We start from the raw sequence: 22,737 nt of genomic DNA on the forward strand, positions 1-22,737 counted from the left end.
AACCTTTAGATAATGTCGACAGTGCGAAACTCTTCCTGTTCGAGTTCTTCTTGGTATTGCCTTTCTCGCGATTTTTCCGCGACTTCTTGTTGCTGCAACTGAACGAATTTTTCTTTGGTTTTATGGGCTTGTCGCGCCTCTTTTTGCTTTTCTTTAAGTGCCGAGCGTTCGATTTCAAGCGCTTTTTTTGACTCGGCCACACGTTGTTTAAGTTCGGCTTCTCTCTCTCTTAACAACGCGATTTCTTGTCTTAATGTTTCTAGCTCTTTGAGAACGAGCGTTTGTTGTTTTGCTTTAGCAAAACGTCGCTCTTCTTCTTCCTGGCGCCAAACGTGATAGTCCGCGACAGAACGTTCGGCCTTTTGAACCTGTGCTGCGGCGTTTGACACTCGGTATTCTTGACGCTTGACGGCTTTATCCGCACGGTCAGCGCGAATTTTTTTGATTTCTAATAAGCGTTCTATCATTGTTTCGCCATCCCTTTAAGTTGAGCGATAGCGCCATCAAGATCGCTTGGTTCATGCGTGCCTTGGCGTAAAAAGGCGCATATATCATCACTTTGTGCAATGGCCAAATCCGCTCGGCTATCTGCGCCATGTTGGTATTCGCCAATTTTGATTAGCAGCTCAACTTCTTCATACTTAGCTAACATTTCGCGAATATGAGCAGCAGACGCCTGATGATCGGATTCAACGATTTGATTCATCACTCGGCTTGCTGACCGAAGTACATCAATCGCAGGGTAATGGTTCATTGCCGCAAGTTTACGCGAGAGAATGATGTGCCCGTCTAGAATTGAGCGAGTTTCATCCGCGACAGGCTCTGTCATGTCGTCACCTTCCACCAACACGGTGTACAGTGCTGTAATTGATCCTTTGTCTGATTGTCCAGCTCGTTCCATCAGCTTTGGCAAAGCGGCAAAAACGGAAGGCGGATAGCCACGTCGTGTTGGTGGCTCGCCTGCGGCTAGTCCAATCTCCCTCTGTGCGCGGGCGAAACGCGTTACAGAATCCATCAGCAGTAGCACGCGTTTACCTTGGTCACGAAAATATTCTGCGATAGAAGTGGCAACAAAGGCGGCTTTGGCGCGCTCCATTGCTGGGCGATCAGAGGTAGCGACCACTAAAACCGATTTGGCCATTCCTTCTTCGCCTAGGTCATGCTCAATAAACTCGCGCACTTCGCGTCCACGTTCACCAATCAAAGCGAGAACGGTCACGTCAACTTCTGCGGAGCGAATCAGTTTTGCCAGTAGGGTACTTTTACCCCCGCCAGCCGCTGCAAAAATACCCATGCGCTGACCTTCACCACAGGTCAGTAGCCCATCAATGGATCGAACGCCAAGAGAGATTGGCTTTTCAATCAGTTTACGTTGCATTGGTGGTGGCGCATCGCGATAAACAGGATACCAAGCGCTTGGTTCCTGACTTTGCGTACCATCGAAAGGACGTCCAAGCCCGTCAAGCGTTGTACCTAACAGGTGGTCGCCAACACCCACTTCGTGCATTTTACCCATTGGGCTTACTTCTGTATTTGAGGAAATCCCAAACATATTTCCTAACGGAGTGAGCAAAGCGTGATGCTGCTGGAAGCCAACCACTTCCGCTAACAAAGACAGAGTTTGATCGGGATTACGCAACTCACACAGTTCACCTACACGAACGCCAGGGACGACAGCTTTGATAATGGTGCCGGTGACTTGTGTGACGCGCCCGCGAATTTGGATCAAACGCGTGTGTTTAATCGCAGATTGTTGGATATCAGTGATGTATGAGAAATCGTTCAAGGTAAAAATATGCGCAATGATTGATGCTGAGAGGATAGAAAGTATAAGAATCAATTTATAGTGAATATCAGTCGGGAGTTTTTAGAAAACTGAAAGCGCACTAAAAAAACACGTCTGATTTTGACAGCTTCAACAAAGCGCACTTCCTATAATTCGCCTGTATTGTGCGGAAGGAGTGCAAGTGAATGAGTATTATCAACAATCATATCGCAACAAATCCAAAGTTTGATGCGTCTATCCAAAACGGGTTGGAATCGTCTCGCCCCGACGTTTCACAAAAAGGCAATTATCGCGGTGAAACCGTCCGTGTTCACAATGCCACACAATCACTTTTTGATGCGATGGAAGAACTCACTTCACTCGGTTCCGAAAAAGCAGAGAAAGATCTGACTAAGCGCAAAGTGAAAGACAGTGGCGTTCGAGTTAATGAAGCGCACGAACTCGTTTCTGACTATCTGCGAAAAGTCCCTGATCTTGAAAAGAATCAAAAGATCAAAGATTTGGCTACAAAAATGGCGGGAGGGAATATCTCGACCATCGCGCAATTACAAGCCTACTTGAATGGGTTTTCCGATGAGAAAAGCCATCAATACCTTGCGTTAAAAGCCGTGAAAAAGTTTTTGAGTGCGAGTCCAGAAAGTAAACACCTACTAGCGCTGATTGACCAAGCACTTCTAAGAATCGAGCAAAACCCAGATACATGGTCTCAAATTGATACGGAAATCCGTGTCTCAAATTTTGCTGATGAATACAGCCAAGAGCAAGAGTTTAGCTCTTTGCATCAGCTGCGCGGCTTCTACCGCGATACCGTTCATAGTTATCAAGGGCTCGGCGCGGCTTATCAAGATGTTGTGGCGCGCTTTGGTGAGCAGGAGGTATCGACCGCTGTTGACTTTATGCTGCAAGGCATGAGTGCAGATCTTAGTGTTCAAGGTAGCAGTATCGATTCGGTTAAGTTGCAGTGGTTGATGTCCGATATGCAAAAACTCAAAACTCTAAATACGTTGCAAGATCGTGTGAGTCAGCTGTTCCAAATGTTTAAACCGGAAAGGACGAATTATGGCTTATCAAGTTTCTAATTTGATGGCTGATGTGATTGCGTTGGTAGAGCAGCGATGGGTAAGCAGTGATGAGATATGGAAAGTCGCCAACGCAATGGAATTGAAGGCTGTAGAACAAACAATCGATTTTTTTCGAGAGTTCCATAAGTTAGTTCGCGCAATCCCAATTGACGTATTCGCCGATGAAGAACAACGACAGAATTTAATCCAAGCGGTACAAAAGGCGCTAGACGAAGCCATTGATATAGAAGAAGAGGAAGCGTGGGAAGATGAGTTGGATTGATGCATCCGTCGATGAATTTTGCCGAGGAATGGGGCTCGATGCCGTCGATTTCTCATCAGCTGGACGGGTGCAGCTGGATTTTGAGCAAAGTGGTACGCTGCATATTGAGCGACAGGGTGAGCAGTTATTCTTGATGTTGTCTCGAGCGTTATCTTGGCATCAAACCAGTGACATGATTCAAAGTGCACTGTGTTTGTGTCATGCCGATCAAGGCTGGCCTTTCGAAATTAAAACCGGCTTGTTAGATGAGCAAACTCTGGTTTTTTCAGCAAGGCTAAAAGGAGAAGAAGTAACACTTCCGACCTTAGAGCAAGCGTTTACGCTTTTGGCTCGTCTACATAACGATGTGGCAGGCTCATGACTCGAGTCAGCACTTTAAACGTAGGCATCGAAGCCTTTACGCATGTTACTCATAGTGAAGTTAAGGCCGATTTCCCAGAGCGATTTCAACTGCTTCCTGATGGGCAGGCGGTCGCTACACATTTAGAGAAGCTCTATGACCTCCGGCCTTCAGACCAATATCTCATCGCGTTAACTAAGCCCAAGCTGCTGCATTCAGAGTTGTTGCGTCCAGAAAAATACCGTCAACAATTTGATGAAACGTTGGCTCAGCTGCAAGTTCTTGCACAGGACTCAGGCTCCGCTTCTTTTATCAAAGCATCTGAAACGCTACAAAGTACACAACTTGATCAGCGTTACCTCACTATGGCGCTCAATCTCCTTATCCAGGTCTAACCAACATGTTGAGATCCAAAGACATTGAACTCTTACTTGTTCACGCTGCGCTACAAGTTCAATACCAAAAGCCAGAGCATGCCATTTCTATTCTCGATGCGGTTCTAGAAATAGAACCGCAGCACAAAGAGGCGATGCAAACACTTGCTGTGGCGTGTTTACAAAGTGGTCGATATACCCGGGCGATTGAGGTGTGTGAGCACTTATTAAAATCCGGCCTTCATCCTGACTCGGCAGGACTCTGGTTTTGTTTAAGCCAAGCGCGTTGGAAACAAAATGACGTCGATGGGGCACGCCAAGCGCACCGACGCTATCTGCAATCTTTAAATAGTGAATCACATGAATAAGTTGATCGATATTCTAAACAAAGTAGGGCAACGAAAAGACATCATGCTTGCGGTGATGTTACTCGCGATCGTCTTTATGATGATATTGCCACTTCCTACCGCACTGGTGGATGTGCTGATTGGCACCAACATGAGCATTGCGGTGGTGCTGCTTATGTTAGCGATTTACATCACCACGCCACTTGAGTTCTCTGCATTTCCTGCGGTGCTATTGATCACGACATTGTTTCGTCTGTCTTTATCTATCACGACAACCCGCTTGATCTTGCTACAAGGCGATGCTGGTCAAATCGTTTATACATTCGGTAACTTCGTTGTGGGCGGTAACTTAGTGGTCGGTATTGTTGTGTTCCTGATCATTACCATTGTTCAGTTTATGGTGATCACCAAAGGCTCAGAAAGGGTAGCAGAAGTTAGTGCGCGCTTCTCACTCGATGCGATGCCTGGTAAGCAGATGAGTATTGACGGTGACATGCGTGCTGGAGTAATTGACGTACACGAAGCTAGGCACCGACGATCACTGATTGAAAAAGAAAGCCAAATGTATGGCTCGATGGATGGCGCGATGAAGTTCGTTAAAGGCGACTCCATTGCGGGTCTGGTCATCATTGTGGTCAACATCTTAGGTGGCGTCACGATCGGGGTAACGCAAAAAGGCATGAGTGCTTCTGAAGCACTTGAATTGTTTGCGATTTTGACCGTTGGTGATGGTTTGGTATCGCAGATCCCGGCACTTTTTATCGCGATTACCGCCGGTATTATCGTGACGCGTGTTTCTCATGAAGACTCTTCTGATCTTGGATCGGATATTGGTGGGCAGGTCATTGCTCAGCCACGTGCGCTTCTTATTGGTGGTGTGCTTTTGGTGCTGTTCGCGCTCATCCCTGGGTTTCCAAAAATCACTTTTCTGGTCTTGGCCGCCGTGGTCGGTGGTGGTGGTTTCTTCCTTTTCTATCAACAGAAAAAACAAGCGGAATCAGATAGCACCGACTTATCAAGCTTTGTTTCGCAAGGGGCCGGTTCGCCAGCAGCGAAGCCAAGCAAACCCACGCCTTCTAGAAACAGCAAAGGTAAGTTAGGTGAGCAAGAAGAGTTCGCCATGACGGTCCCGCTGTTGATTGATCTTGACGCGAGCCTTCAGGAAAGCTTGGAAGCGGTCGCATTAAATGAAGAGCTAGCAAGGGTTAGACGCGCACTATATCTCGACCTAGGCGTGCCTTTCCCAGGCATCCACCTGCGCTTTAACGAGGGGATGCAAAATGGCGAGTACTTAATTCAGTTACAAGAAGTCCCGGTTGCACGAGGACGAATTGTTAAAGATCAACTCTTGGTGACAGAAGGGAATGAACAGATCGATTTATTAGGCGTGCCTTATGAGCAAGATGAAGATTTTCTACCTGGTATTTCTAGCATTTGGGTGGCACAGAGTTATGAGCAAAAACTCGTAGCCAGTCATGTCGGTTTTCTCACACCCGACAGGATTTTAACGTACCACTTGTCTCATGTTCTCAAGGAGTACGCACAAGACTTTATTGGTATTCAGGAGACGCGTTATCTGTTGGAGCAGATGGAAGGCAGTTATTCGGAGCTAGTCAAAGAGGCCCAGCGTATTGTTCCGTTGCAAAAAATGACGGAAATCTTGCAACGCTTGGTTTCTGAAGACATTTCTATCCGAAACCTTCGCGTGATCTTGGAAGCGATGGTTGAGTGGGGCCAAAAAGAGAAAGATGTTGTACAGCTGACGGAGTACATTCGTTCCAGCTTAAAACGTTACATTTGCTACAAATACGCAAGCGGACAAAACATGTTGCCCGCTTACTTATTGGATCAAAATCTCGAAGACACAATACGCAGCGGTATTCGTCAAACCTCAGCAGGGAGTTACTTGGCGTTAGATCCGTCAGTAACGCAACAATTTGTCAGTGATGTGAAACAGACCATTGGTGACTTAAGCCGCATGCCGAATAAACCTGTGCTAGTTGTGTCTATGGATGTACGCCGATATGTGCGAAAGCTTATTGAATCGGAATACTACGATCTGCCCGTTTTGTCATTTCAAGAACTAACCCAGCAAATCAATATTCAGCCACTTGGAAGGGTGGGGATGTAATGAAAACAAAACTAATACTCTCGCTGGCGCAAGCGGGGATCGAAGTGACGCCATACTTTTGGCAACAAAGTGAAATTCAACTTGGTTATCGAATTGAAGTTGAAGGCTTAGAGCTCGTTTTTCGGGTGGAGGACGGTGAAATCATCATCGTTCTTCTGAAACGCGTTCGTCCAAAATTGGGGTTGAGTAACCCCTTTGCCGGCTTATTTCTCTTGGCTGAACATGCCATTCAACTTTATCCCTCCGATTGGGTCATTCGCGGCAACGTCGATGTGTTACGTGGTAGCAACATGAGCAGCCAGCGATTGGCACAGTTCTATCTAAAAGCATGCGGTGCAAGCCATGATGAGCTAGAAGACTGGTACTGTTTACGCCTAGCAGATTATAGACCTTTGAAAAAGTTGAAAAAGTAAAAACTCACGACTGTTACTGACAGCACCGATGAGATGACCCGCTTTAAGATAGGAATCAAGATGAAGCAACCGTTTACCGATGCGATTGAGAACGCTGAGCTTGCCATTAGAAAAGCTGAAGACAGAACCGATATTTTTAACGAGCTATTGGAAGGCTTAGGTGTTGGTCCTGTTGCGGGGGATGTATTACTTGGCGGCATAAAAGCGCCAGTAGATACCATGAAACGTGCAGAGCAAGAGCTAATAGACGAAGTCCAGCGCCGCCGGCAACAACAAACTCAGCTACAAGGTACGTCAGGTAAACGCAGAAAGCGTCCCACAGTGATGCGCGGCATGATGATTTAGAGGTTTGGAAATGACGAATATGAAAACGACTGGCTCTACGACAGGAGCAACAGACACAGCTGCGAGTAGTGCACCATTACCCACTTTCCAACAAAACTTGATAGAGGCATTTACCCCTGTACTGGGTGAAGCAGAGACTCAGCAACTTGCCTCGATAATCTCTTCATTGCCAACTATCTCGGGACAAACGGAATCACAAAGCATCGCGCTTTATGTTGATACGCTTGAAAACCTAAAAGCGAAAAATAACGCGTTTGCTGGTATATCATTGACCGACACCGCATCTGTTTGGCTAAAGTCGCTACAAAGTGCTAACTCAGATGGTGAATTAACCGCAGCCGAGTTTAATGCTCAAACAAACCAAACGCTATCAAATCAGTTTCAGGCTTGGTTTAGTAAGTTACTGACGGAAAACGTAGATAGCTCGTTATCTACTGAGTTTGTTAGTCAATTTAATCTGGGCACTCAGAGTAACCAAGCGGAGCAGATCGCCAACCTCTCCGAGACAGGTCTGGCTAACGCCACCAAAGAAATTTCTCTTTTTGTTGCAGAGCTTGCTAATCAAATGGGCTCCCGTGAAGTGAGAGATGCTTCTATTTCTTTTCTTCGCAATGCCTTTAGTAGCTTAGGTTCCGTTAATCTCGCGCAACTGAAGAGCTCGGATTTTCTGTTGACTAAAGAGAGTTTCGCTCTTCAAGTCTCAGCTCAATTAAAAAGTAGTTTTCAAGGCATTGGTATTACTTTAAGCACCGATGACGCAAGTGCGCTAGCTAGCAGAATTACCTGGACTCCTGGTATTTCTAAACAGCAGCTTAAAGAAGCGTTAGATGAAATGGCCGCTCAAGTGAAAGGCCAATATAGCGCAGCTTATGGTGAGGCGAGTGGAACGAACAATCTAAAAGCAGCACTTAATACTGTCATTGGTGGAACTGAGCCTTTGACCCTTTCTAGTCTGTTCGCCAACTTCGCGGTGAGTTTAACAAATATAGAAATCGACGACTTTTACCAGGATAGCGCGATAGCCGATGTCCAAAAGACACAAATAACGGCAGCTCAAGTTAATTTGATCAAAGAAAACACCGAACGAGATATCCGATTACAGTTTGAAAAAATAGTAAAAGGTGAATCTACCGGGGCTTCATTTACTGAGCGATACGAGGCATTGCGCAAGAACTTAGGGGCATTGAAAGAGCGTCTACTCAATATCACCGATAAAGAGAAAGCGGATCGCGAGGTGAGAGCAGAGCACTCTCTAACGGCTCGTGATTTGTTGGCCGTTGTTGAGTCCAGCATTGGAGACCGTTTTGATGAGCAAGTGCTGCTTGCACTAAATGAGCGTCGTGTTAACCGTTTAGAGAAACGTAATGACCAGAAAGAGGCATTAGAGGATCTCACAATACAGCTTAAAGTTTTTGGTGTTGTGCAATCAAAAATTCACTCTACGCAAAGTGTTGATGGGGTTTATAAACCGGGATATCCAGAAAGTAACTTCAAAGCGAGTGACTTTAACTACAGCAATCAAACGGATTTTGAAGCTTCACCTGAGTACAAGTATTTGACGGATAATAAGATAACAAACCATAGAGACTTCCTTCAAACACAAGGTATTACTATCGGTGATGGTGCTTCGTACCAAGACGAAGAGAAGTCGAAAAAGCTGTCTAATTTTTCTAGTTCTGTCAGTGCTAAATCCAAGTTGCTTAACGATGAAGTGCAAATCAAAACCACTGAGCTGAACGACACCAGTTCTCAATACAACTCGACCGTTGAAGCGATGAACAAGTTTGTTCAGAAGTACCACAGTATTTTACAAGAAATCCTACGAGCCATTTAAGGATAACCAACCATGACTAAAACAAACGCGACCGATCCATCTCAAATGCAAGCAGAAGAACTGCTGTCTTTTTTGGAAGAGGGAGGCACGCTAAAAATGTTGCACGATGTGTCTCAGGACACCATCGAACACATTTATGCCGTAGGTTACAACTTTTTCCAATCGGGAAAGATTGAGCAAGCAGCGAAAGTATTTCAATTACTCAGCATGCTTGATCATTATCAGGCGCGATTTTTCATTGGCCTTGGCGCGGCTCGTCAGGAGTTGGGTGAGTATCTGCAGGCAATAGACGCCTACAGCTACGCAGCGCTAGTGGACGTAAATGATCCACGCCCACCTTTTCACTCTGCTGAATGTCACCTGAAACTGGAACAACTGACAGAAGCAGAGAGTGGGTTTTACAGCGCGAAGGAGATGTCTGCCGGAAAATCACAATATGCAGATTTGCATGAGCGTGCAGGCATCATGTTAGAAGCGGTGAGAAATAAAAAGGAGTAATTAGACTATGAGTTCTATTGCACTTGACCGCATCCAGACACAGGTTTATAGCCCTGAATCTGGCCAAGCCACGTTAGATAACGTGCAGAAAACGGCGTCTATAGCGACGCCTTCTGTGACGGTAGAAAACGTGAAGAGTAAAGATGCAGATGTACTGAACACCGGAAAAGTAAAAGTTCAGTTAGATGCACCTAACGCAGCTGTTAGTGACAAAGTGAATGATTTGACGCTAAAAGCCATGGCACAGCTGCAAAAGATCGTCGATACCATTGTAAAATCTCTCCATGCAGTTGCAGACCAAACAGGTTCGATTGCCGTCAAAATCATCGCAGGATCTGCTGATGATTTTGAAGTAGAGCTTGCTGCTATCACGGATAAACTGAAAAGTGCTCAAAACGAGCTGAAAATTCAGGAAGTGAAGGTCGCAAAAGCTAAGCACGAAAAAGAGATGGTGGAAAACCAAGACAAAATCAAAGAATCGGAAGCCGCTGCAAAAGAAGCCCAAAAATCAGGCTTAGCAGCGAAGATCTTTGGTTGGATCAGTGCGGTGGTTTCTATTGTTGTTGGTACCGTAATGGTGGCAACGGGTGTTGGTGCAGCAGCCGGTGCACTTATGATCGCTGGTGGCGTCATGGGAGCAGTGAGCATGGCGTTGCAAGAGCCAGCCGTTCAAGATGCGCTAAAAGAAGCGGGCGTAAATGTCGATGTGCTAAACAAAGTCGTAATGGCATTAGAAATCGCCGTCGCGGTTATCGGAGCTGTTGTGACGTTTGGTGGTGCAGCTGCTGGCGGTATCGCGAAACTTGCAGCAAAAGGTGCTGGTAAGGTAGCTCAAAAGGTCACGGAAATCGCTACGAAAGCCGCTGCAAACATGGCGAAAGTGGCGGATATGGGCACAAAAGCTGCGACAACAACAGCGAAAGCGATTCGTTATGGCGCAGAAACCGTCGATCTTGCCGTCAACGTGGGTAAAGGCGCAACGGACAGTGTCCACGCTGCTAACAATGCTCACGTAACAGAGATTCAGGCTGATATCACAGACCTTCGAGCCAAAATGACGTTAAGCCAGGCTGTCATTGATAAGCTCAAAGAAGAGATTGGTAAGTTGATGGAAGACTTCCAAGAGCTGATGAGCCTCATCATGCAAATGATTCAAGCGAAAAGTGAAACTATGCAAACGGTGTTAAGCCGTCCTGCAACGGTATAAGGAGTTTATTATGCTAGATAAAGTAGGCGGAACGGGTCGTGGTGAACTATACGGTTTAGGCGATACCATTAAAACCAACAAAGCAGAAAAAGCGCCGGAAACAAAGCTTGAAGCGGGTGCCGTTAAAAGCCAAAGTGAGTCAGGTGTTTCTGGTGCAGCACGCTACCAGTTAGAGACACCTAAAGCTCCCACAGTGAGTAACCAAGCTCAAGTTGTTGCAAACTTAATGAGTGCTCTTGCGCCGACGGTGAGCTCATTAATGAGCACAACGATGAAAGCGCTTAACGGTGAGGAGGTGATCAAGTCACCATCAGATGCGGTATCACAATCGTTGACGCTATTAACATTGTTGTATCAAGTATCAAAGCTGAGCCGTGAGCAGCAAGTGCTACAACGTGAAATTGCTGTTGAAGCAAACGTCGCGAGTTTAGAAAGCCAAGCGGCAGAACTAAACAACTCGGCAAGCGCAATGATCGCGATGGCAGTCGTTTCGGGTGTATTAGCGGGTGCTACCGCAATTATTGGTGCCCTTGGTTCTTTCAAAGCAGGGAAAGAAATCAAGAATGAAATGGCGAGCAATAATGTACTGAAAACGCAAAAAGCTGGCTTCGATCAAGCAGAAGAGTTATTAAATAACAATAGCTTGTCTAAAACGCAGCAAGATCAGGTTAAGCGTGCGCACTCACTAGCGAAAGACAATATCGCAGACACGACAGCGCAGCTGACAAGTGGTGGCCGTAAGTTCGATAAGTTGATGAGCTCAAACCAAGCGAAGAACGCTATTCTTCAAGCTTTGGGCCAGATGGCAAACTCAGCATCGAATGTAGAGCAAACCAAAGCGCAAGCGCGCAGCAAAGATGATGAAGTACAAGCGACTCGCGCACAAGCAGCCAAACAGAAAGCCGATGAAAACATTGGTTTCCAAGAAGGTTTATTGAAAGAGCTACGTGACTTGTTCCGATCTATCTCAGATAGCCAGAACCAAGCGTGGCGAGCGTCAGTCCCAACGGTGTAACCATCCGTTTCACTAACTACAAAGCGTTGTTTATACAACGCTTTTTTTATTTCAGCTATCTAAACTAGATACGGATATTTACTGGGTGATTTGTTTGTAAAGCAATATAACGTAGTGAGTTACATTGCATAAAAGTTACTGTTTTTGTTGAACTCAGCTCAAAGCTAACAACTTCATAGTAGCCTTGTTGCGTAAAATTAAGTTAAAGTGCCATTATTATTCACAAAAAGTGTGTTTAAGAATTTTTTGTAGTGAAGGGTGTAATTAGATACTCAATAACAAAATATGGTAGTTCGACTGGTGAGTATTTGGGAACAGAATTATATAAAACTCAACTTAATAAGTAGTCGAAGATGGAAGATATCAGTTTAGCATCAGATTTAGTGATTTATCTGACTACGGTTGGAATTTTAGGTATATTTGCTTGGTTTTTGTTTGTTATTTATTTGAAATCCAAGTGGTTGAAGTATCTTGAAGATGCTCTTGATAATGGAGTTCGATACTACACTCTGAATATATTCTTATCAGGTCACGGAGTACTACAATATGGAACTGTTTTTCTGAGCACTTTTCGTGCGAAACGATATAAAATGTTAGAGAAGAGGGATAAGGTTCCAATTCATATTCAACGATTGTTTGTTCTCTCATTCGTATTATTTATTTCAAGTACATCATGTCTTCTGGCTGGAGTTATAACTCATCATATTTATATAGAATAAAGGTTATTTAACAAGATTATAGTAATTTGACCTGAGTATTTCTATTTAATAGATAATTTAGAATGGACATATCAGTCTAAAGATTTAATTTTCTAGACTATACGGTTTACGCTTATATAGAGCCATTATATAAAGGCAGAATATGCCAATAAAATGGTGATTACTAAGCTAACCGCCAAGGATGAGAACTCAAACGTTATCAAATTGTTAACGGTTGCTATACTTAAACGGTCATCAACACAAGTAAAAGGGATGTTCAATGTTTAAGTTTAAGCAAATCGCACTTGCGGCTTCTTTGGCTGCACTCACAACAGGCTTTTCTGCGTCTGCGGAGGAAACGTTTGTCACGATTGGTACCGGTGGCGTAACAGGGGTTTATTATCCGACTGGTGGCGCTATTTGTCGCTTGGTTAACAAATCGCGAGAAGAGCACGGTATCCGTTGTTCGGTAGAAAGTACTGGGGGATCGATTTATAACATCAACACTATTCGTGCTGGTGAATTGGACCTCGGTATCGCGCAATCAGACTGGCAGTATCATGCTTACAAAGGAACCAGTAAGTTTGAAGAAAGCGGGCCTTTTAAAGAGCTACGCGCCGTATTCTCCGTTCATCCAGAACCGTTTACTGTCGTTGCACGTAAAGACGCGAACATCAAAACTTTTGATGATTTGAAAGGTAAGCGCGTTAACATTGGTAATCCTGGTTCTGGTCAGCGAGGTACTATGGAAGTGCTAATGAACCAGTATGGTTGGAGTAACGACGACTTTAAGCTTGTCTCTGAGTTAAAAGCAGCAGAGCAATCAAAAGCACTTTGTGATAACAAAATTGATGCGATGATTTATACCGTTGGTCACCCAAGTGGAGCGATTAAAGAAGCCACTACGTCGTGTGATAGTAATATCGTAACGGTAGCTGGACCTAATGTAGAAAAACTGGTTGCAGACAACAGCTTCTATCGTGTCGCAAATGTCCCGGGTGGTATGTATCGTGGCACAGATAGTGATGTTCAAACCTTTGGTGTGGGCGCGACGTTTGTTTCTTCTACTGCGGTACCAGAAGATGTGGTTTATAACGTGGTTAAAGCGGTATTTGAAAACTTCGATGATTTCCGCCGTCTCCACCCAGCGTTTGCAAACTTGAAGAAAGAGGAAATGGTAAAAGACGGTTTATCTGCGCCTCTTCACCCAGGTGCGCTCAAATACTACAAAGAAGTAGGGCTGATTAAGTAAGCGTTACTTTCTCTTATTATTGATGTAAAACGCCATCTTTCTCGATCAATGCCACTCGTTTAACCGCGAGTGGCATATTTCTATTTCTCGTCATCCTGTACAGCGACGAAGGAGCGTGATACAGGCTCTTCTATCCGAGTACTTTGTGATCAAAATTGTTTCATTAGTCGCTAAGTGTAGTGTTATTAGATTCCTAACCTCGCTGGAGTGACACAAAAAATCGTTAAGCTATCTGCATTAATCTTTCGCGCTAGCGTTTTTTGTAGGAGTGTTATCCACTTGTACAAGTTTTGCTTAAACATAAACATCAATGAAAAAGTAGATAGTGATGAGAATAGAAGAAAGAGCAACAAACCCTTTAACATGATTGGGATTCAGTTGACGAGATACACGAGCTGCAAGATACCCACCTACCAACGTACCGACCAAAACAACACTACCTGTGCGCCAGTCAATGGAGCCATTGGCAACAAAAATCACGATAGCAATGAGTGAAACACACGTAGATACGAGCAATTTCAAACCGTTCATTAAATTAATGTCTTGGTGGCCAGCTACTACCAGATAGCTCAGAACAATAACCCCTAAACCTGCGTTGAAAAAACCACCGTAAGCAGAGACACCAACAAGTAGTAAACCCAACGCGATTGCTCCGAGTATGCCAGCATGTTTGTGCTCTTTCGCGACAGTTTTGATTAGCATTGTTAAACGAGGACCGATGAGAAAAAGCACGGTGGCAAATAAGAGTAACCAAGGGATAGCTTCCATAAATAGCGATTCTGGCGTGTTGAGCAACAGATATGCTCCGACAGCGCCGCCGACTAAACTGAATGAGACTGTGAACAGCAGTTCATGCTTGTTCTTCATGATCTCTTCTCTGAACCCGACGGCTCCGCTAATGTAACCCGCACATGAAGCATACGTGTTTGTTGCGTTAGCCATAATAGGAGGAACACCAACTGCCAATAGAGCCGGAAAAGTAATAAAGCTTCCGCCTCCTGCTATGGAGTTAATGATCCCACCAATTACGCCAGCAACGAATAAAAGTGCGAGTTCTAAAAGCATAAACAATCCTTGTTATGTTCTTTTTCATTGTTAGAGCTTCAGATGATCTAACCTACATGCTCTAATGTTCTGATATGAGGTTTACTTTACCCGCTCCAAAACAAAATTGTTCAGTTCTGTAACGTTTTTGATGACATGAACGGCTTTAGTTTGAGAGTACCCCTCGAGGCGATACATAAAGTCATCATTCCAGAATGCAGGGCATTGCTGAAGAACTTTGTAGCTTTGTAACGTTCCTTTCAGTACCGAACTACCATCAGGCCAACCTTCAGGTTTAATGAAAAGTCCTTTAAGGAGACGTTTCGTCACAAACCAATAGCTTACTGAGTATGGTAGATCAATATAAATGAGAGTATCGGCTGCATCTAAACGAGCGTTGAAAGAGCTGATCGGTCCAAGGCCATCTATAATCCAACGATCTGAGCTTAGTATATTGCTATGGGCTTCATCAAAAACGTTACGCTCAACGGGATCACCGTTTGGTTTATAGACTATTGAATCTAATTGATGAAGAGGAAGACCGGTAGCCGACGCGATTACTTTACTTACCGTCGATTTTCCACTGCCGGGTTTACCAAAAACTGCTATTTTTTGCATTGTGACCGCCTCCAAGAGAGCTTTTCCCATACGGTAGAGACAGAAAACCCACCGTTATGGGTGGGTTCGATAAATACTGAGCGCATCAAAAAATCCCACCATTCCTATGGAATGATGATAATTCGTTGGTTAAGTTGCGCTAAGTGTGTGTTCATACAATCACCTTCATATAACGACAGTGATTTGTCAATACCATCTGCACAATAAGCGAACGATTTGGAGGGCGGAAGATAAAGCCATCACGATGGATGGCTTTATCTAGGTTGAAAGAGACAGCGATTACTGCTCAACGCTGACTGGCTGTGCTTTAAACTTTTGAATCAGCTTTACGATTAGTGGACTTGCCAATACCAATACAGCTAAAACAGTAAAGGTAAGGGTAATAGGACGCTCCCATAGGAAACTCAGTTCTCCATCTGAAATCATTAATGCGCGGCGTAAGTTCTCTTCCATTAATCCTCCAAGGATGAAGCCCAGCAATAAAGGTGCGAGCGGGAAGTTAGCGAGCCGAAGTGCAATGGCAGCCATAGCCACAATCAGCATCACGAACACATCCATAGTGTTAAAAGAGACCAAATAAACCCCGGTGATTGAGAAGAATAAAATCATCGGTAGAAGCACCGTTCTTGGAACCGCCAAAAGCTTTGAAATGTACGGAATCAATGGTAAGTTCAGGATCACAAGTACGATGTTGCCGAAGTACATGGAAATGATCACTGACCAGAACACATCTGGGTGTTCAACAAATAGGCGAGGGCCAGGTTGAATACCATAAGCGATCAGCGCACCGAGCATTATTGCTGTTGTACCAGAGCCCGGAATACCAAGCGTTAATAGCGGTACAAATGAACCACTAGATGCTGCATTGTTCGCAGACTCTGGCGCAACCAAACCACGGATACTGCCTTTACCGAACTCATCCTTTTTCTCTTTAGGTGCGAGGTTGCGCTCCATACCATAGCTTAAAAAAGCAGCAATGGTTGCCCCTGCGCCAGGAAGAACGCCAGTGAAGAAACCTAATATTGAAGAGCGAATTGAAACAGGCGCAACATCTTTGATTTCTTCCTTGGTCACTTTCATTGAGCCAATGTTGCTCAGCTTTTCTTGTTCTTCATCGCTGGTGTCTTTTGATGGTTTAAGGATGCCCATCAGTGTCTCACCCAGTGCGAATGTCGCCATTGCAAGCAACAAGAAGCTAAAGCCATCCATTAAATCCGTTAAACCGAAGGTAAAGCGTTCAACGCCTACGCCTTTATCGATTCCAACTGTAGATAGCATCAAACCAAGAATGGTCATCATCCACGCTTTGATTACCTGACCTTTCCCCGCAAAAGCCGCGACTGCTGATAACCCAAGTAGCATCAACGCAAAATAGTCCGACGATTGGAAGCTAAGGGAGACGCTAGCCAATGCTGGTGCGGCAACAAGCAACATAATGGCAGATAGCGTACCGCCAGTGAAAGACGAATAAGCTGCCAAAGCTAATGCTTTACCTGCCTGGCCTTTTTGAGCCATTGGGTAGCCGTCGAATGCTGTGACCACGGTTGAAGAACAACCCGGCGCGTTAATTAAAATCGACGATGTAGAACCACCAAATACCGCACCGTAATAAACACCCGCCATTAAAATAAGGCCAGAGGAGGGCTCTAGGCCATAAGTAATTGGGATCATCAAAGCAATGGCTGAGATCGGCCCAAGTCCAGGTAACATGCCGATAAATGTACCGACGAAGCAACCAACGATCACCATCATAATGTTCATTGGCATTACTGCGGTGGATAAACCTTGTAGAATTCCATCTAACATAATTCAGTCCTTTCTTTGACTACCAGATGGTGAAAATCAAACCCGGTTCGAGATAGATGTCCAAACCTTGAGTGAGTAATAAGTAGAACGCGATCACGAATGGAAACGACGCGCCAAACAGAACGGGTTTACGTCTTTCCCCGAGCAGATAAAAGCCAGCCAATAAAAAGAAGCCAGTAGCTATCACAAAACCTAGATAAGTCAGGCCCACGCCGTAGAGCGCCATTAAAATTAAAAAGGCAATCAGTAACTTCCAATTGAAGGTCAGCACTGCGCCACTTTGTTTATCTGGTTGTCCTGTCACCAGCAATAGCAAAGAAAGGCCGACACCAACGTAAGTCAGGATGGTTGGCAGAGTACGTGCGGTGAATGGTTCATACTCATCACCTGGAAACAATGGAATCTGCGAGGTTTGATAACCGTAGCAAAGACAGAAGAGTAGAAAGATCATTGCGCCGACGCGGTCACGACAGAGCAAATACTCTTTGGTGAAAAAGTTGGTTGAACGAGGCATATTCAACTCCTAACAAAAGTAAAAAAGACCGCATATGGACGTCAATGAATAAACTAAACCATTAACAATTAAGCATTTCGCTGCTAGTCGAGCCGCTTTGGGTATATAAACAAAGGAGTGTGCATGCCGATTGTCGACAATGTCCATATGCGGTGAAACTTAGAGTGCAAATACAATGGGGAAATACCAACCTATGTTATTCATTGAGGTTGGTATCTGAGGGACCCCAATTCGACTGTTACTTCAGGAAGCCTAACTCGCGCATTAAGTCACCCATCTGTTGCTCTTGATCTTCAAGAAACGCGAAGAATGCTTTATCCGCTTTATAGTTGTCGATCCAACCATTGCGGTCTCGAACGACTTGCCATTCGTCGGTGTTATACATTTTAGTAAATGCGGCATTCCATTCATCTAGCTTTTCTTGGCTTGTGCCTGGTGCTGCAAAGAATCCACGCCAGTTAGCAAAGACAGTTTCATTACCATATTCGGTGAGAGTTGGAATGTTAGGCGCAGCTTCTAAACGTTTTGGTGCTGTAATCGCTAACACTTTCACTTGCCCAGACTTAGACATTTCGAGTACTTCACCTAACCCTGTAGAGAGCAGTTGTGTTTCGCCTGAAAGTAGGGCAGCCATGGCTTTTCCACCTGCATCATAGGCAATGTAACGAACTTTGCGCGCATCAAAACCTTCACCTTTGAAAGCCGCTGCTATAACCAAATGATCCATAGAACCACGAGCAGAGCCACCAGCAACCTTCACCTTACGTGGGTTTTCTTTAAAAGCTTTAACGACATCTTCCCAAGAGCTGTAAGGAGAATCGGCTGATGTAACAATGGCGCCATAATCGGCAACCGTTGCGGCAACAGGAGTCAAGTCGCGGAAAGATTGTGGGAAGATCCCACTGAGCGAGCGAACGACGATCGGTGTTGAGTTCACCATGAGTGTATCTTCTTGACGATCAGCCGTTTCAATCAAATGTGCGATTGCTTTGCCACCGCCACCACCAGATAGGTTTTGAAATGATACGGTTTCAACGATGTCCGACTTTATTAATACATCACCAGTACCTCGGGCGGTCATGTCCCAACCGCCACCGGCACCTCCAGGGATAAGAAAGTGCATTTTTTCAATATCTGCAGCAAGAGCGTTGAATGAAAATGAAGCTGCGATGATTGAAGCGGCGAGCGTTGGTTTGAGTACCTTTAACATGTTCACGTTCCTTATGTTAGCGACTCTATTTAGTTGAGCCTTATTGTTTTTGCTCAGTTGTCATGCCTTGTAAGCGTTAAAGCTGAACTTGGTGTAAAGGTTAATTAAGTGTTAAATATCTGTCTGTAAAAGAGATATAAAGAGAATATTGAGCATTTCGGTTATTTTGTTCATAAAGTTCACGGCGAGAAGTTGGTGTTAGGTCACGCGGCTTTACGCTTTGGTAGGCCATAATAAAATGACGGAAAATGAACGAGGAAAAGAGAATGAAAGGGACGTGTTTGTGCGGCGCAATTGAAGTCATCGCTGAGGTTAAAAATGAGGTTAGCCTGTGCCATTGCTCTATGTGTCGAAAATGGTCGAGTGGCGCACTTCATGCGGTGCATTGTGGGCCTAACGTGACGTTTAAAGGTGGCGAACCTAAACGTTATCAGTCGTCAGACTGGGCTGTGAGGGGGTTTTGCGGTGAGTGTGGCACAAACCTTTTCTACCATTTGTTGCCGACAGGTGAGTACATTCTTTCCGCTGGTTTGTTCGATAACCCAGATTTCAAACTCACTTTAGAGATTTTTACCGATGAAAAGCCAGCTTATTATGACCTCAATTCCGCTTCACAAAAGATGACTTCGCAACAAGTGTTTGATCAATTTGCACCTAAAGGATAGTTTTTTATCCGATTATTGTTCGACAACTGAGCTTTTAGTTTTTAGATCATAAGCTTAAAGGTTTATAAGTTGTCGACAATATGAGTTCCCCATTCTTTATTTCTGCTAAAAATGGCACTTAATAGGCATTTTAGGCCCATTTAAATTACGACCTTAGTCTAAATTGTCGACAATTTACTTGATTGTCGACACTTTGATCGACTACTTTATATTCAGGTTAAGAAATTGTAGACATTTCGATGTCGGTAACAAGAGTATCTGAATATGAACTCTGAGTTGAAAGCTCGTTATAAAGTGCTGGGTTCTGAGAAAGAACACACCAAATCCGAAACGCTGACCGAAACACTGATTGAAGTCATTGTTAATGGCGATGTGAAGCCTGGCCATAAGATATCAGAGCCCGAGCTAGCAAAGAAATATCAGGTCAGTCGTGGGCCTTTGCGTGAAGCATTGATGCGCTTAGAGGGGCTAGGGCTCATCGAGCGAATTCCTCATGTTGGGGCTAGAGTGACCACTTTTTCTCCGGAAAAGCTGATAGAACTTTATGCCGTTCGAGAAGCATTGGAAGGCATGGCGGCAAGGTTAGCTGCGCGACACATTACGCAAGAAGAGCTCTTAAGCTTGGAAATGCTATTGTCGACACATTCCAAGCATATAGACCAAATGGAAGGCGCGTCTTACTTCCATCAACATGGTGACTTTGATTTTCACTATCGCATCATCCAAGCGAGCAGAAACAGTAAGTTAATATCTCTGCTGTGTGATGAACTCTATCACTTATTACGGATGTATCGTTACCAGTCGCCACGTGCGCAATCTCGCCCGAATGAGGCGCTCACCGAACACAAATTCATTTTGGAAGCCATTCGCAATCGCGATGAAGAGCTTGCAGAAATGTTGATGAGAAGACACATATCAGGAAGTCGAAAGCTCATCCAATCTCAAATTATACATACAGAAAGTTTAGACAAAGACTAGAAGGAATTCGTCATGAGCTTAACACCGGGAGCGAAATTCAGACTCGCCATTGAACAAAATAATCCACTACAAATTGTCGGCACTATAAACCCGTATTGCGCCATGATGGCAAAAAACTTGGGTCACCAAGCGATTTACTTGTCTGGTGGCGGTATCGCAAATGCTTCATACGGATTGCCGGATCTCGGTATCACAACATTAAACGACGTTTTGGTTGACGTTGACCGCATCACTAACGCATGTGATTTGCCTCTTTTGGTTGATATCGACACGGGTTTTGGCGGTGCATTTAACATTGCTCGCACGATCAAAGCGATGGAAAAAGCAGGCGCGGCAGCGGTGCACATGGAAGACCAAGTCGCACAGAAACGTTGTGGTCATCGTCCGAACAAAGCAATAGTCAGCCAGCAAGAGATGGTTGATCGCGTAAAAGCCGCGGTTGACGCACGCAATGATGAAAGTTTCGTGGTTATGGCTCGTACAGACGCGCTAGCTGTTGAAGGCATGGACAGCGCAATCGAGCGTGCGATTGCGTGTGTGGAAGCTGGCGCAGACATGATCTTCCCCGAAGCGATGAACAAGCTGGACCAGTACCTTCAGTTTTCAAATGCGCTTGAGCAAGCGACCGGAAAGCACGTTCCTATTCTGGCGAATATTACAGAATTTGGCGCGACACCGCTGTATGGCTGTGATGAGCTAGCGAAAGCAAAAGTGGACATGGTGCTTTATCCATTAAGTGCGTTCCGTGCCATGAACAAAGCTGCTGAAACGGTCTACAAACATTTGCTAGAAGTGGGTAATCAGGAAGCACTGGTTGATTCGATGCAAACACGTAAAGAGTTGTATCAGCACCTGAATTACCACGACTATGAAGACAAACTTGACCAGTTATTCTCTGAAGGGAAATAGCGGGGGAAAAGCAAAAATAGACGGAAGCCCAAGAAAAAGATAATCGGAATTTATCTCATCTAATAACGTGAAATTCGTTTGGCTAAAAACACCCCAGAGAGGGAAAAGTCAGACAGAAAAGGAGTTCAAACAATGTCTCAAACTGCAGAAAAGAAAGCAGAATTAGGTGGCGCAGGCCTTCGTGGTCAAAGCGCAGGAAGCACAGCTTTATGTACTGTCGGAAAAACGGGAACTGGTTTAACTTATCGTGGATACGATATTACTGATCTTGCGAACAACGCACAGTTTGAAGAAGTGGCTCACCTTCTGTTACGCGGTCACTTGCCGAATCAACAAGAACTTGATGCGTACAAGACACACCTACTCAGCCTTAGAGGTTTGCCAGCCGAGCTAAAACAAGCTTTAGAGTTGATTCCTGCAAGCGCACACCCAATGGACGTAATGCGCACGGGTTGTTCTGTATTGGGTAACCTAGAGCAGGAAATGAGCTTCGAGGAGCAACTGAAAGCAACCGAACGTATGCTAGCCTTGTTCCCTGCCATCATCTGTTACTGGTACCGCTTTAGTCATGATGGCGTGCGTATCAACACCGAGGATCAGACTGAAGATTGCATCGGTGGTTACTTCTTGCGATTACTTACAGACAAAGCGCCATCTGCGCTGCACAAACAAGTGATGCATTGCTCGCTCATTCTTTATGCTGAACATGAATTTAATGCTTCTACATTCGCAGCACGCGTTTGTGCATCAACGTTGTCAGACATTCATTCTTGTATCACGGCGGCAATCGGTACGCTTCGTGGGCCACTTCACGGCGGCGCAAACGAAGCGGCGATGGAAATGATTGAAGATTGGCAAACGCCCGATGAGGCGGAAGCGAACATCATGAAAATGCTAGCCAATAAAGACAAGATCATGGGATTTGGTCATGCGATTTATCGTGAAAGTGACCCTCGCAACGCCTTAATAAAACGCTGGTCCAAAGAGCTATCGAAACAAGTTGGTGATACACATCTATATGCGGTTTCTGAGCGTGTTGAATCAGTGATGAAGCGAGAGAAAGGTCTGTTCTGTAATGCGGACTTCTTCCATGCATCGGCTTACCACTTCATGGACATTCCAACCAAACTATTCACCCCAATCTTTGTGATGAGTCGTTTAACGGGCTGGGCTGCACACGTTTATGAGCAACGTGCCAATAACCGCATCATTCGCCCAAGTGCTGATTACACGGGCCCAGATCATCAAGAATGGGTGCCTATCGAGAATCGCTAGCGCGAAGGTCAACGAGGGCATTATATGCTTTGGTTGACCACCTCCTTCCTTTGTCATTCTCTCTAACAGAGGAAGGAGATCCTCTCATCACTGTGTTTCTGGAGCAATGGAAAACTTTGATGAAGGCAGATGTA

Annotated in this window: 25 protein-coding genes; 18 read left to right on the forward strand and 7 right to left on the reverse strand. The window is 44.9% G+C overall.

Translation table 11 applies throughout. From position 1 onward, the window contains the following. Positions 1 to 5 precede the first annotated feature (5 nt). Positions 6 to 467 (reverse strand): type III secretion protein, encoded by a 462-nt coding sequence (locus tag R7070_RS05370; RefSeq protein WP_005377236.1) that lies wholly within the window; start codon positions 465 to 467, stop codon positions 6 to 8. After that, complete coding sequence (gene vscN, locus R7070_RS05375) at positions 464 to 1,786, reverse strand: SctN family type III secretion system ATPase VscN (RefSeq protein ID WP_213880598.1); 1,323 nt, start codon at positions 1,784 to 1,786, stop codon at positions 464 to 466. The genes R7070_RS05370 and vscN overlap by 4 nt, the downstream gene beginning before the upstream one ends. Positions 1,787 to 1,971: 185 nt before the next feature. On the opposite strand from vscN, the gene sctW reads away from it, so the two are divergent. The 14 genes from sctW (at position 1,972) to R7070_RS05445 (ending at position 13,584) form a co-directional block, all read left to right on the forward strand. Then, complete coding sequence (gene sctW / locus R7070_RS05380) at positions 1,972 to 2,865, forward strand: type III secretion system gatekeeper subunit SctW (protein WP_065274571.1); 894 nt, start codon at positions 1,972 to 1,974, stop codon at positions 2,863 to 2,865. Then, positions 2,846 to 3,130 (forward strand): TyeA family type III secretion system gatekeeper subunit, encoded by a 285-nt coding sequence (locus R7070_RS05385; RefSeq protein ID WP_017821330.1) that lies wholly within the window; start codon positions 2,846 to 2,848, stop codon positions 3,128 to 3,130. The genes sctW and R7070_RS05385 overlap by 20 nt, the downstream gene beginning before the upstream one ends. After that, entirely contained in the window at positions 3,117 to 3,491 is a 375-nt protein-coding gene (sycN, locus tag R7070_RS05390) for a type III secretion chaperone SycN (protein ID WP_005388159.1), read from the forward strand. The genes R7070_RS05385 and sycN overlap by 14 nt, the downstream gene beginning before the upstream one ends. Next, entirely contained in the window at positions 3,488 to 3,865 is a 378-nt protein-coding gene (gene vscX, locus R7070_RS05395) for a type III secretion system protein VscX (protein WP_005377246.1), read from the forward strand. Before sycN ends, vscX begins: the two co-directional genes overlap by 4 nt. Positions 3,866 to 3,870: 5 nt before the next feature. Continuing rightward, positions 3,871 to 4,212, forward strand: coding sequence for a type III secretion system chaperone VscY (gene vscY, locus R7070_RS05400; protein ID WP_213885707.1), 342 nt, complete (start codon positions 3,871 to 3,873; stop codon positions 4,210 to 4,212). After that, positions 4,196 to 6,322 (forward strand): SctV family type III secretion system export apparatus subunit VcrD, encoded by a 2,127-nt coding sequence (vcrD, locus tag R7070_RS05405; RefSeq protein ID WP_086013006.1) that lies wholly within the window; start codon positions 4,196 to 4,198, stop codon positions 6,320 to 6,322. Before vscY ends, vcrD begins: the two co-directional genes overlap by 17 nt. Next, positions 6,322 to 6,735 (forward strand): LcrR family type III secretion system chaperone, encoded by a 414-nt coding sequence (locus R7070_RS05410; protein WP_005377252.1) that lies wholly within the window; start codon positions 6,322 to 6,324, stop codon positions 6,733 to 6,735. Before vcrD ends, R7070_RS05410 begins: the two co-directional genes overlap by 1 nt. A gap of 60 nt (positions 6,736 to 6,795) precedes the next feature. Continuing rightward, the gene (locus R7070_RS05415; RefSeq protein WP_005377254.1) at positions 6,796 to 7,080 is read left to right on the forward strand and encodes an LcrG family type III secretion system chaperone; all 285 of its coding nucleotides are present in this window, start codon (positions 6,796 to 6,798) and stop codon (positions 7,078 to 7,080) included. 10 nt (positions 7,081 to 7,090) lie between these two features. Continuing rightward, a complete protein-coding gene (locus R7070_RS05420; RefSeq protein WP_054576991.1) occupies positions 7,091 to 8,914 on the forward strand; it encodes a virulence-associated V antigen in 1,824 nt (607 codons plus the stop codon). A gap of 12 nt (positions 8,915 to 8,926) precedes the next feature. Next, positions 8,927 to 9,412, forward strand: a complete 486-nt coding sequence (gene vcrH / locus R7070_RS05425; protein ID WP_005377258.1) for a SycD/LcrH family type III secretion system chaperone VcrH — start codon at positions 8,927 to 8,929, stop codon at positions 9,410 to 9,412. Between the two features lie 7 nt (positions 9,413 to 9,419). Continuing rightward, complete coding sequence (gene vopB / locus R7070_RS05430) at positions 9,420 to 10,619, forward strand: type III secretion system translocon subunit VopB (RefSeq protein WP_256900157.1); 1,200 nt, start codon at positions 9,420 to 9,422, stop codon at positions 10,617 to 10,619. A gap of 10 nt (positions 10,620 to 10,629) precedes the next feature. Next, positions 10,630 to 11,634, forward strand: a complete 1,005-nt coding sequence (vopD, locus tag R7070_RS05435; protein WP_005377262.1) for a type III secretion system translocon subunit VopD — start codon at positions 10,630 to 10,632, stop codon at positions 11,632 to 11,634. Positions 11,635 to 11,987: 353 nt separating this feature from the next. After that, positions 11,988 to 12,353, forward strand: a complete 366-nt coding sequence (locus R7070_RS05440) for a hypothetical protein (RefSeq protein ID WP_256900158.1) — start codon at positions 11,988 to 11,990, stop codon at positions 12,351 to 12,353. Positions 12,354 to 12,612: 259 nt separating this feature from the next. Then, positions 12,613 to 13,584, forward strand: coding sequence for a TAXI family TRAP transporter solute-binding subunit (locus tag R7070_RS05445; RefSeq protein WP_005377264.1), 972 nt, complete (start codon positions 12,613 to 12,615; stop codon positions 13,582 to 13,584). 294 nt (positions 13,585 to 13,878) lie between these two features. On the opposite strand, the gene R7070_RS05450 is transcribed toward R7070_RS05445, so the two are convergent. The 5 genes from R7070_RS05450 to R7070_RS05470 form a co-directional block, all read right to left on the reverse strand. Beyond that, entirely contained in the window at positions 13,879 to 14,649 is a 771-nt protein-coding gene (locus tag R7070_RS05450; RefSeq protein ID WP_318141160.1) for a sulfite exporter TauE/SafE family protein, read from the reverse strand. Between the two features lie 81 nt (positions 14,650 to 14,730). Beyond that, positions 14,731 to 15,246, reverse strand: a complete 516-nt coding sequence (locus R7070_RS05455; protein ID WP_256900160.1) for an adenylate kinase — start codon at positions 15,244 to 15,246, stop codon at positions 14,731 to 14,733. Positions 15,247 to 15,525: 279 nt separating this feature from the next. Then, positions 15,526 to 17,052, reverse strand: coding sequence for a tripartite tricarboxylate transporter permease (locus tag R7070_RS05460; RefSeq protein WP_005388177.1), 1,527 nt, complete (start codon positions 17,050 to 17,052; stop codon positions 15,526 to 15,528). A 19-nt stretch (positions 17,053 to 17,071) separates the two neighbouring features. Continuing rightward, positions 17,072 to 17,566, reverse strand: a complete 495-nt coding sequence (locus R7070_RS05465) for a tripartite tricarboxylate transporter TctB family protein (protein WP_005388179.1) — start codon at positions 17,564 to 17,566, stop codon at positions 17,072 to 17,074. Between the two features lie 238 nt (positions 17,567 to 17,804). Beyond that, positions 17,805 to 18,776 carry a tripartite tricarboxylate transporter substrate binding protein gene (locus R7070_RS05470; protein WP_005388181.1) on the reverse strand — a complete coding sequence of 324 codons (972 nt, stop codon included), beginning with the start codon at positions 18,774 to 18,776 and terminating at the stop codon, positions 17,805 to 17,807. 266 nt (positions 18,777 to 19,042) lie between these two features. Here R7070_RS05470 and R7070_RS05475 point away from each other — a divergent pair, with 266 nt between their 5' ends. The 4 genes from R7070_RS05475 (at position 19,043) to prpC (ending at position 22,603) form a co-directional block, all read left to right on the forward strand. After that, positions 19,043 to 19,441: a GFA family protein gene (locus R7070_RS05475; RefSeq protein WP_256900161.1), complete on the forward strand. Its 399-nt coding sequence runs from the start codon at positions 19,043 to 19,045 to the stop codon at positions 19,439 to 19,441. Positions 19,442 to 19,705: 264 nt separating this feature from the next. Next, positions 19,706 to 20,419, forward strand: a complete 714-nt coding sequence (locus R7070_RS05480; protein WP_005377279.1) for a GntR family transcriptional regulator — start codon at positions 19,706 to 19,708, stop codon at positions 20,417 to 20,419. A 12-nt stretch (positions 20,420 to 20,431) separates the two neighbouring features. Then, entirely contained in the window at positions 20,432 to 21,328 is an 897-nt protein-coding gene (gene prpB, locus R7070_RS05485; protein ID WP_256900162.1) for a methylisocitrate lyase, read from the forward strand. 132 nt (positions 21,329 to 21,460) lie between these two features. Continuing rightward, a complete protein-coding gene (prpC, locus tag R7070_RS05490; protein WP_005377283.1) occupies positions 21,461 to 22,603 on the forward strand; it encodes a 2-methylcitrate synthase in 1,143 nt (380 codons plus the stop codon). Positions 22,604 to 22,737: the final 134 nt, after the last annotated feature.

It is taken from the genome of Vibrio sp. 1557 (assembly GCF_033340175.1).
GTDB lineage: Bacteria > Pseudomonadota > Gammaproteobacteria > Enterobacterales > Vibrionaceae > Vibrio > Vibrio alginolyticus.

Coding starts and splice junctions, on each gene's coding strand:
- R7070_RS05370 (WP_005377236.1), bottom strand. CDS start 467: ATGATAGAACGCTTATTAGAAATCAAAAAAATTCGCGCTGACCGTGCG.
- sctW (WP_065274571.1), top strand. CDS start 1,972: ATGAGTATTATCAACAATCATATCGCAACAAATCCAAAGTTTGATGCG.
- R7070_RS05385 (WP_017821330.1), top strand. CDS start 2,846: ATGGCTTATCAAGTTTCTAATTTGATGGCTGATGTGATTGCGTTGGTA.
- sycN (WP_005388159.1), top strand. CDS start 3,117: ATGAGTTGGATTGATGCATCCGTCGATGAATTTTGCCGAGGAATGGGG.
- vscX (WP_005377246.1), top strand. CDS start 3,488: ATGACTCGAGTCAGCACTTTAAACGTAGGCATCGAAGCCTTTACGCAT.
- vscY (WP_213885707.1), top strand. CDS start 3,871: ATGTTGAGATCCAAAGACATTGAACTCTTACTTGTTCACGCTGCGCTA.
- R7070_RS05410 (WP_005377252.1), top strand. CDS start 6,322: ATGAAAACAAAACTAATACTCTCGCTGGCGCAAGCGGGGATCGAAGTG.
- R7070_RS05415 (WP_005377254.1), top strand. CDS start 6,796: ATGAAGCAACCGTTTACCGATGCGATTGAGAACGCTGAGCTTGCCATT.
- R7070_RS05420 (WP_054576991.1), top strand. CDS start 7,091: ATGACGAATATGAAAACGACTGGCTCTACGACAGGAGCAACAGACACA.
- vcrH (WP_005377258.1), top strand. CDS start 8,927: ATGACTAAAACAAACGCGACCGATCCATCTCAAATGCAAGCAGAAGAA.
- vopB (WP_256900157.1), top strand. CDS start 9,420: ATGAGTTCTATTGCACTTGACCGCATCCAGACACAGGTTTATAGCCCT.
- vopD (WP_005377262.1), top strand. CDS start 10,630: ATGCTAGATAAAGTAGGCGGAACGGGTCGTGGTGAACTATACGGTTTA.
- R7070_RS05440 (WP_256900158.1), top strand. CDS start 11,988: ATGGAAGATATCAGTTTAGCATCAGATTTAGTGATTTATCTGACTACG.
- R7070_RS05445 (WP_005377264.1), top strand. CDS start 12,613: ATGTTTAAGTTTAAGCAAATCGCACTTGCGGCTTCTTTGGCTGCACTC.
- R7070_RS05450 (WP_318141160.1), bottom strand. CDS start 14,649: ATGCTTTTAGAACTCGCACTTTTATTCGTTGCTGGCGTAATTGGTGGG.
- R7070_RS05455 (WP_256900160.1), bottom strand. CDS start 15,246: ATGCAAAAAATAGCAGTTTTTGGTAAACCCGGCAGTGGAAAATCGACG.
- R7070_RS05460 (WP_005388177.1), bottom strand. CDS start 17,052: ATGTTAGATGGAATTCTACAAGGTTTATCCACCGCAGTAATGCCAATG.
- R7070_RS05465 (WP_005388179.1), bottom strand. CDS start 17,566: ATGCCTCGTTCAACCAACTTTTTCACCAAAGAGTATTTGCTCTGTCGT.
- R7070_RS05470 (WP_005388181.1), bottom strand. CDS start 18,776: ATGTTAAAGGTACTCAAACCAACGCTCGCCGCTTCAATCATCGCAGCT.
- R7070_RS05475 (WP_256900161.1), top strand. CDS start 19,043: ATGAAAGGGACGTGTTTGTGCGGCGCAATTGAAGTCATCGCTGAGGTT.
- R7070_RS05480 (WP_005377279.1), top strand. CDS start 19,706: ATGAACTCTGAGTTGAAAGCTCGTTATAAAGTGCTGGGTTCTGAGAAA.
- prpB (WP_256900162.1), top strand. CDS start 20,432: ATGAGCTTAACACCGGGAGCGAAATTCAGACTCGCCATTGAACAAAAT.
- prpC (WP_005377283.1), top strand. CDS start 21,461: ATGTCTCAAACTGCAGAAAAGAAAGCAGAATTAGGTGGCGCAGGCCTT.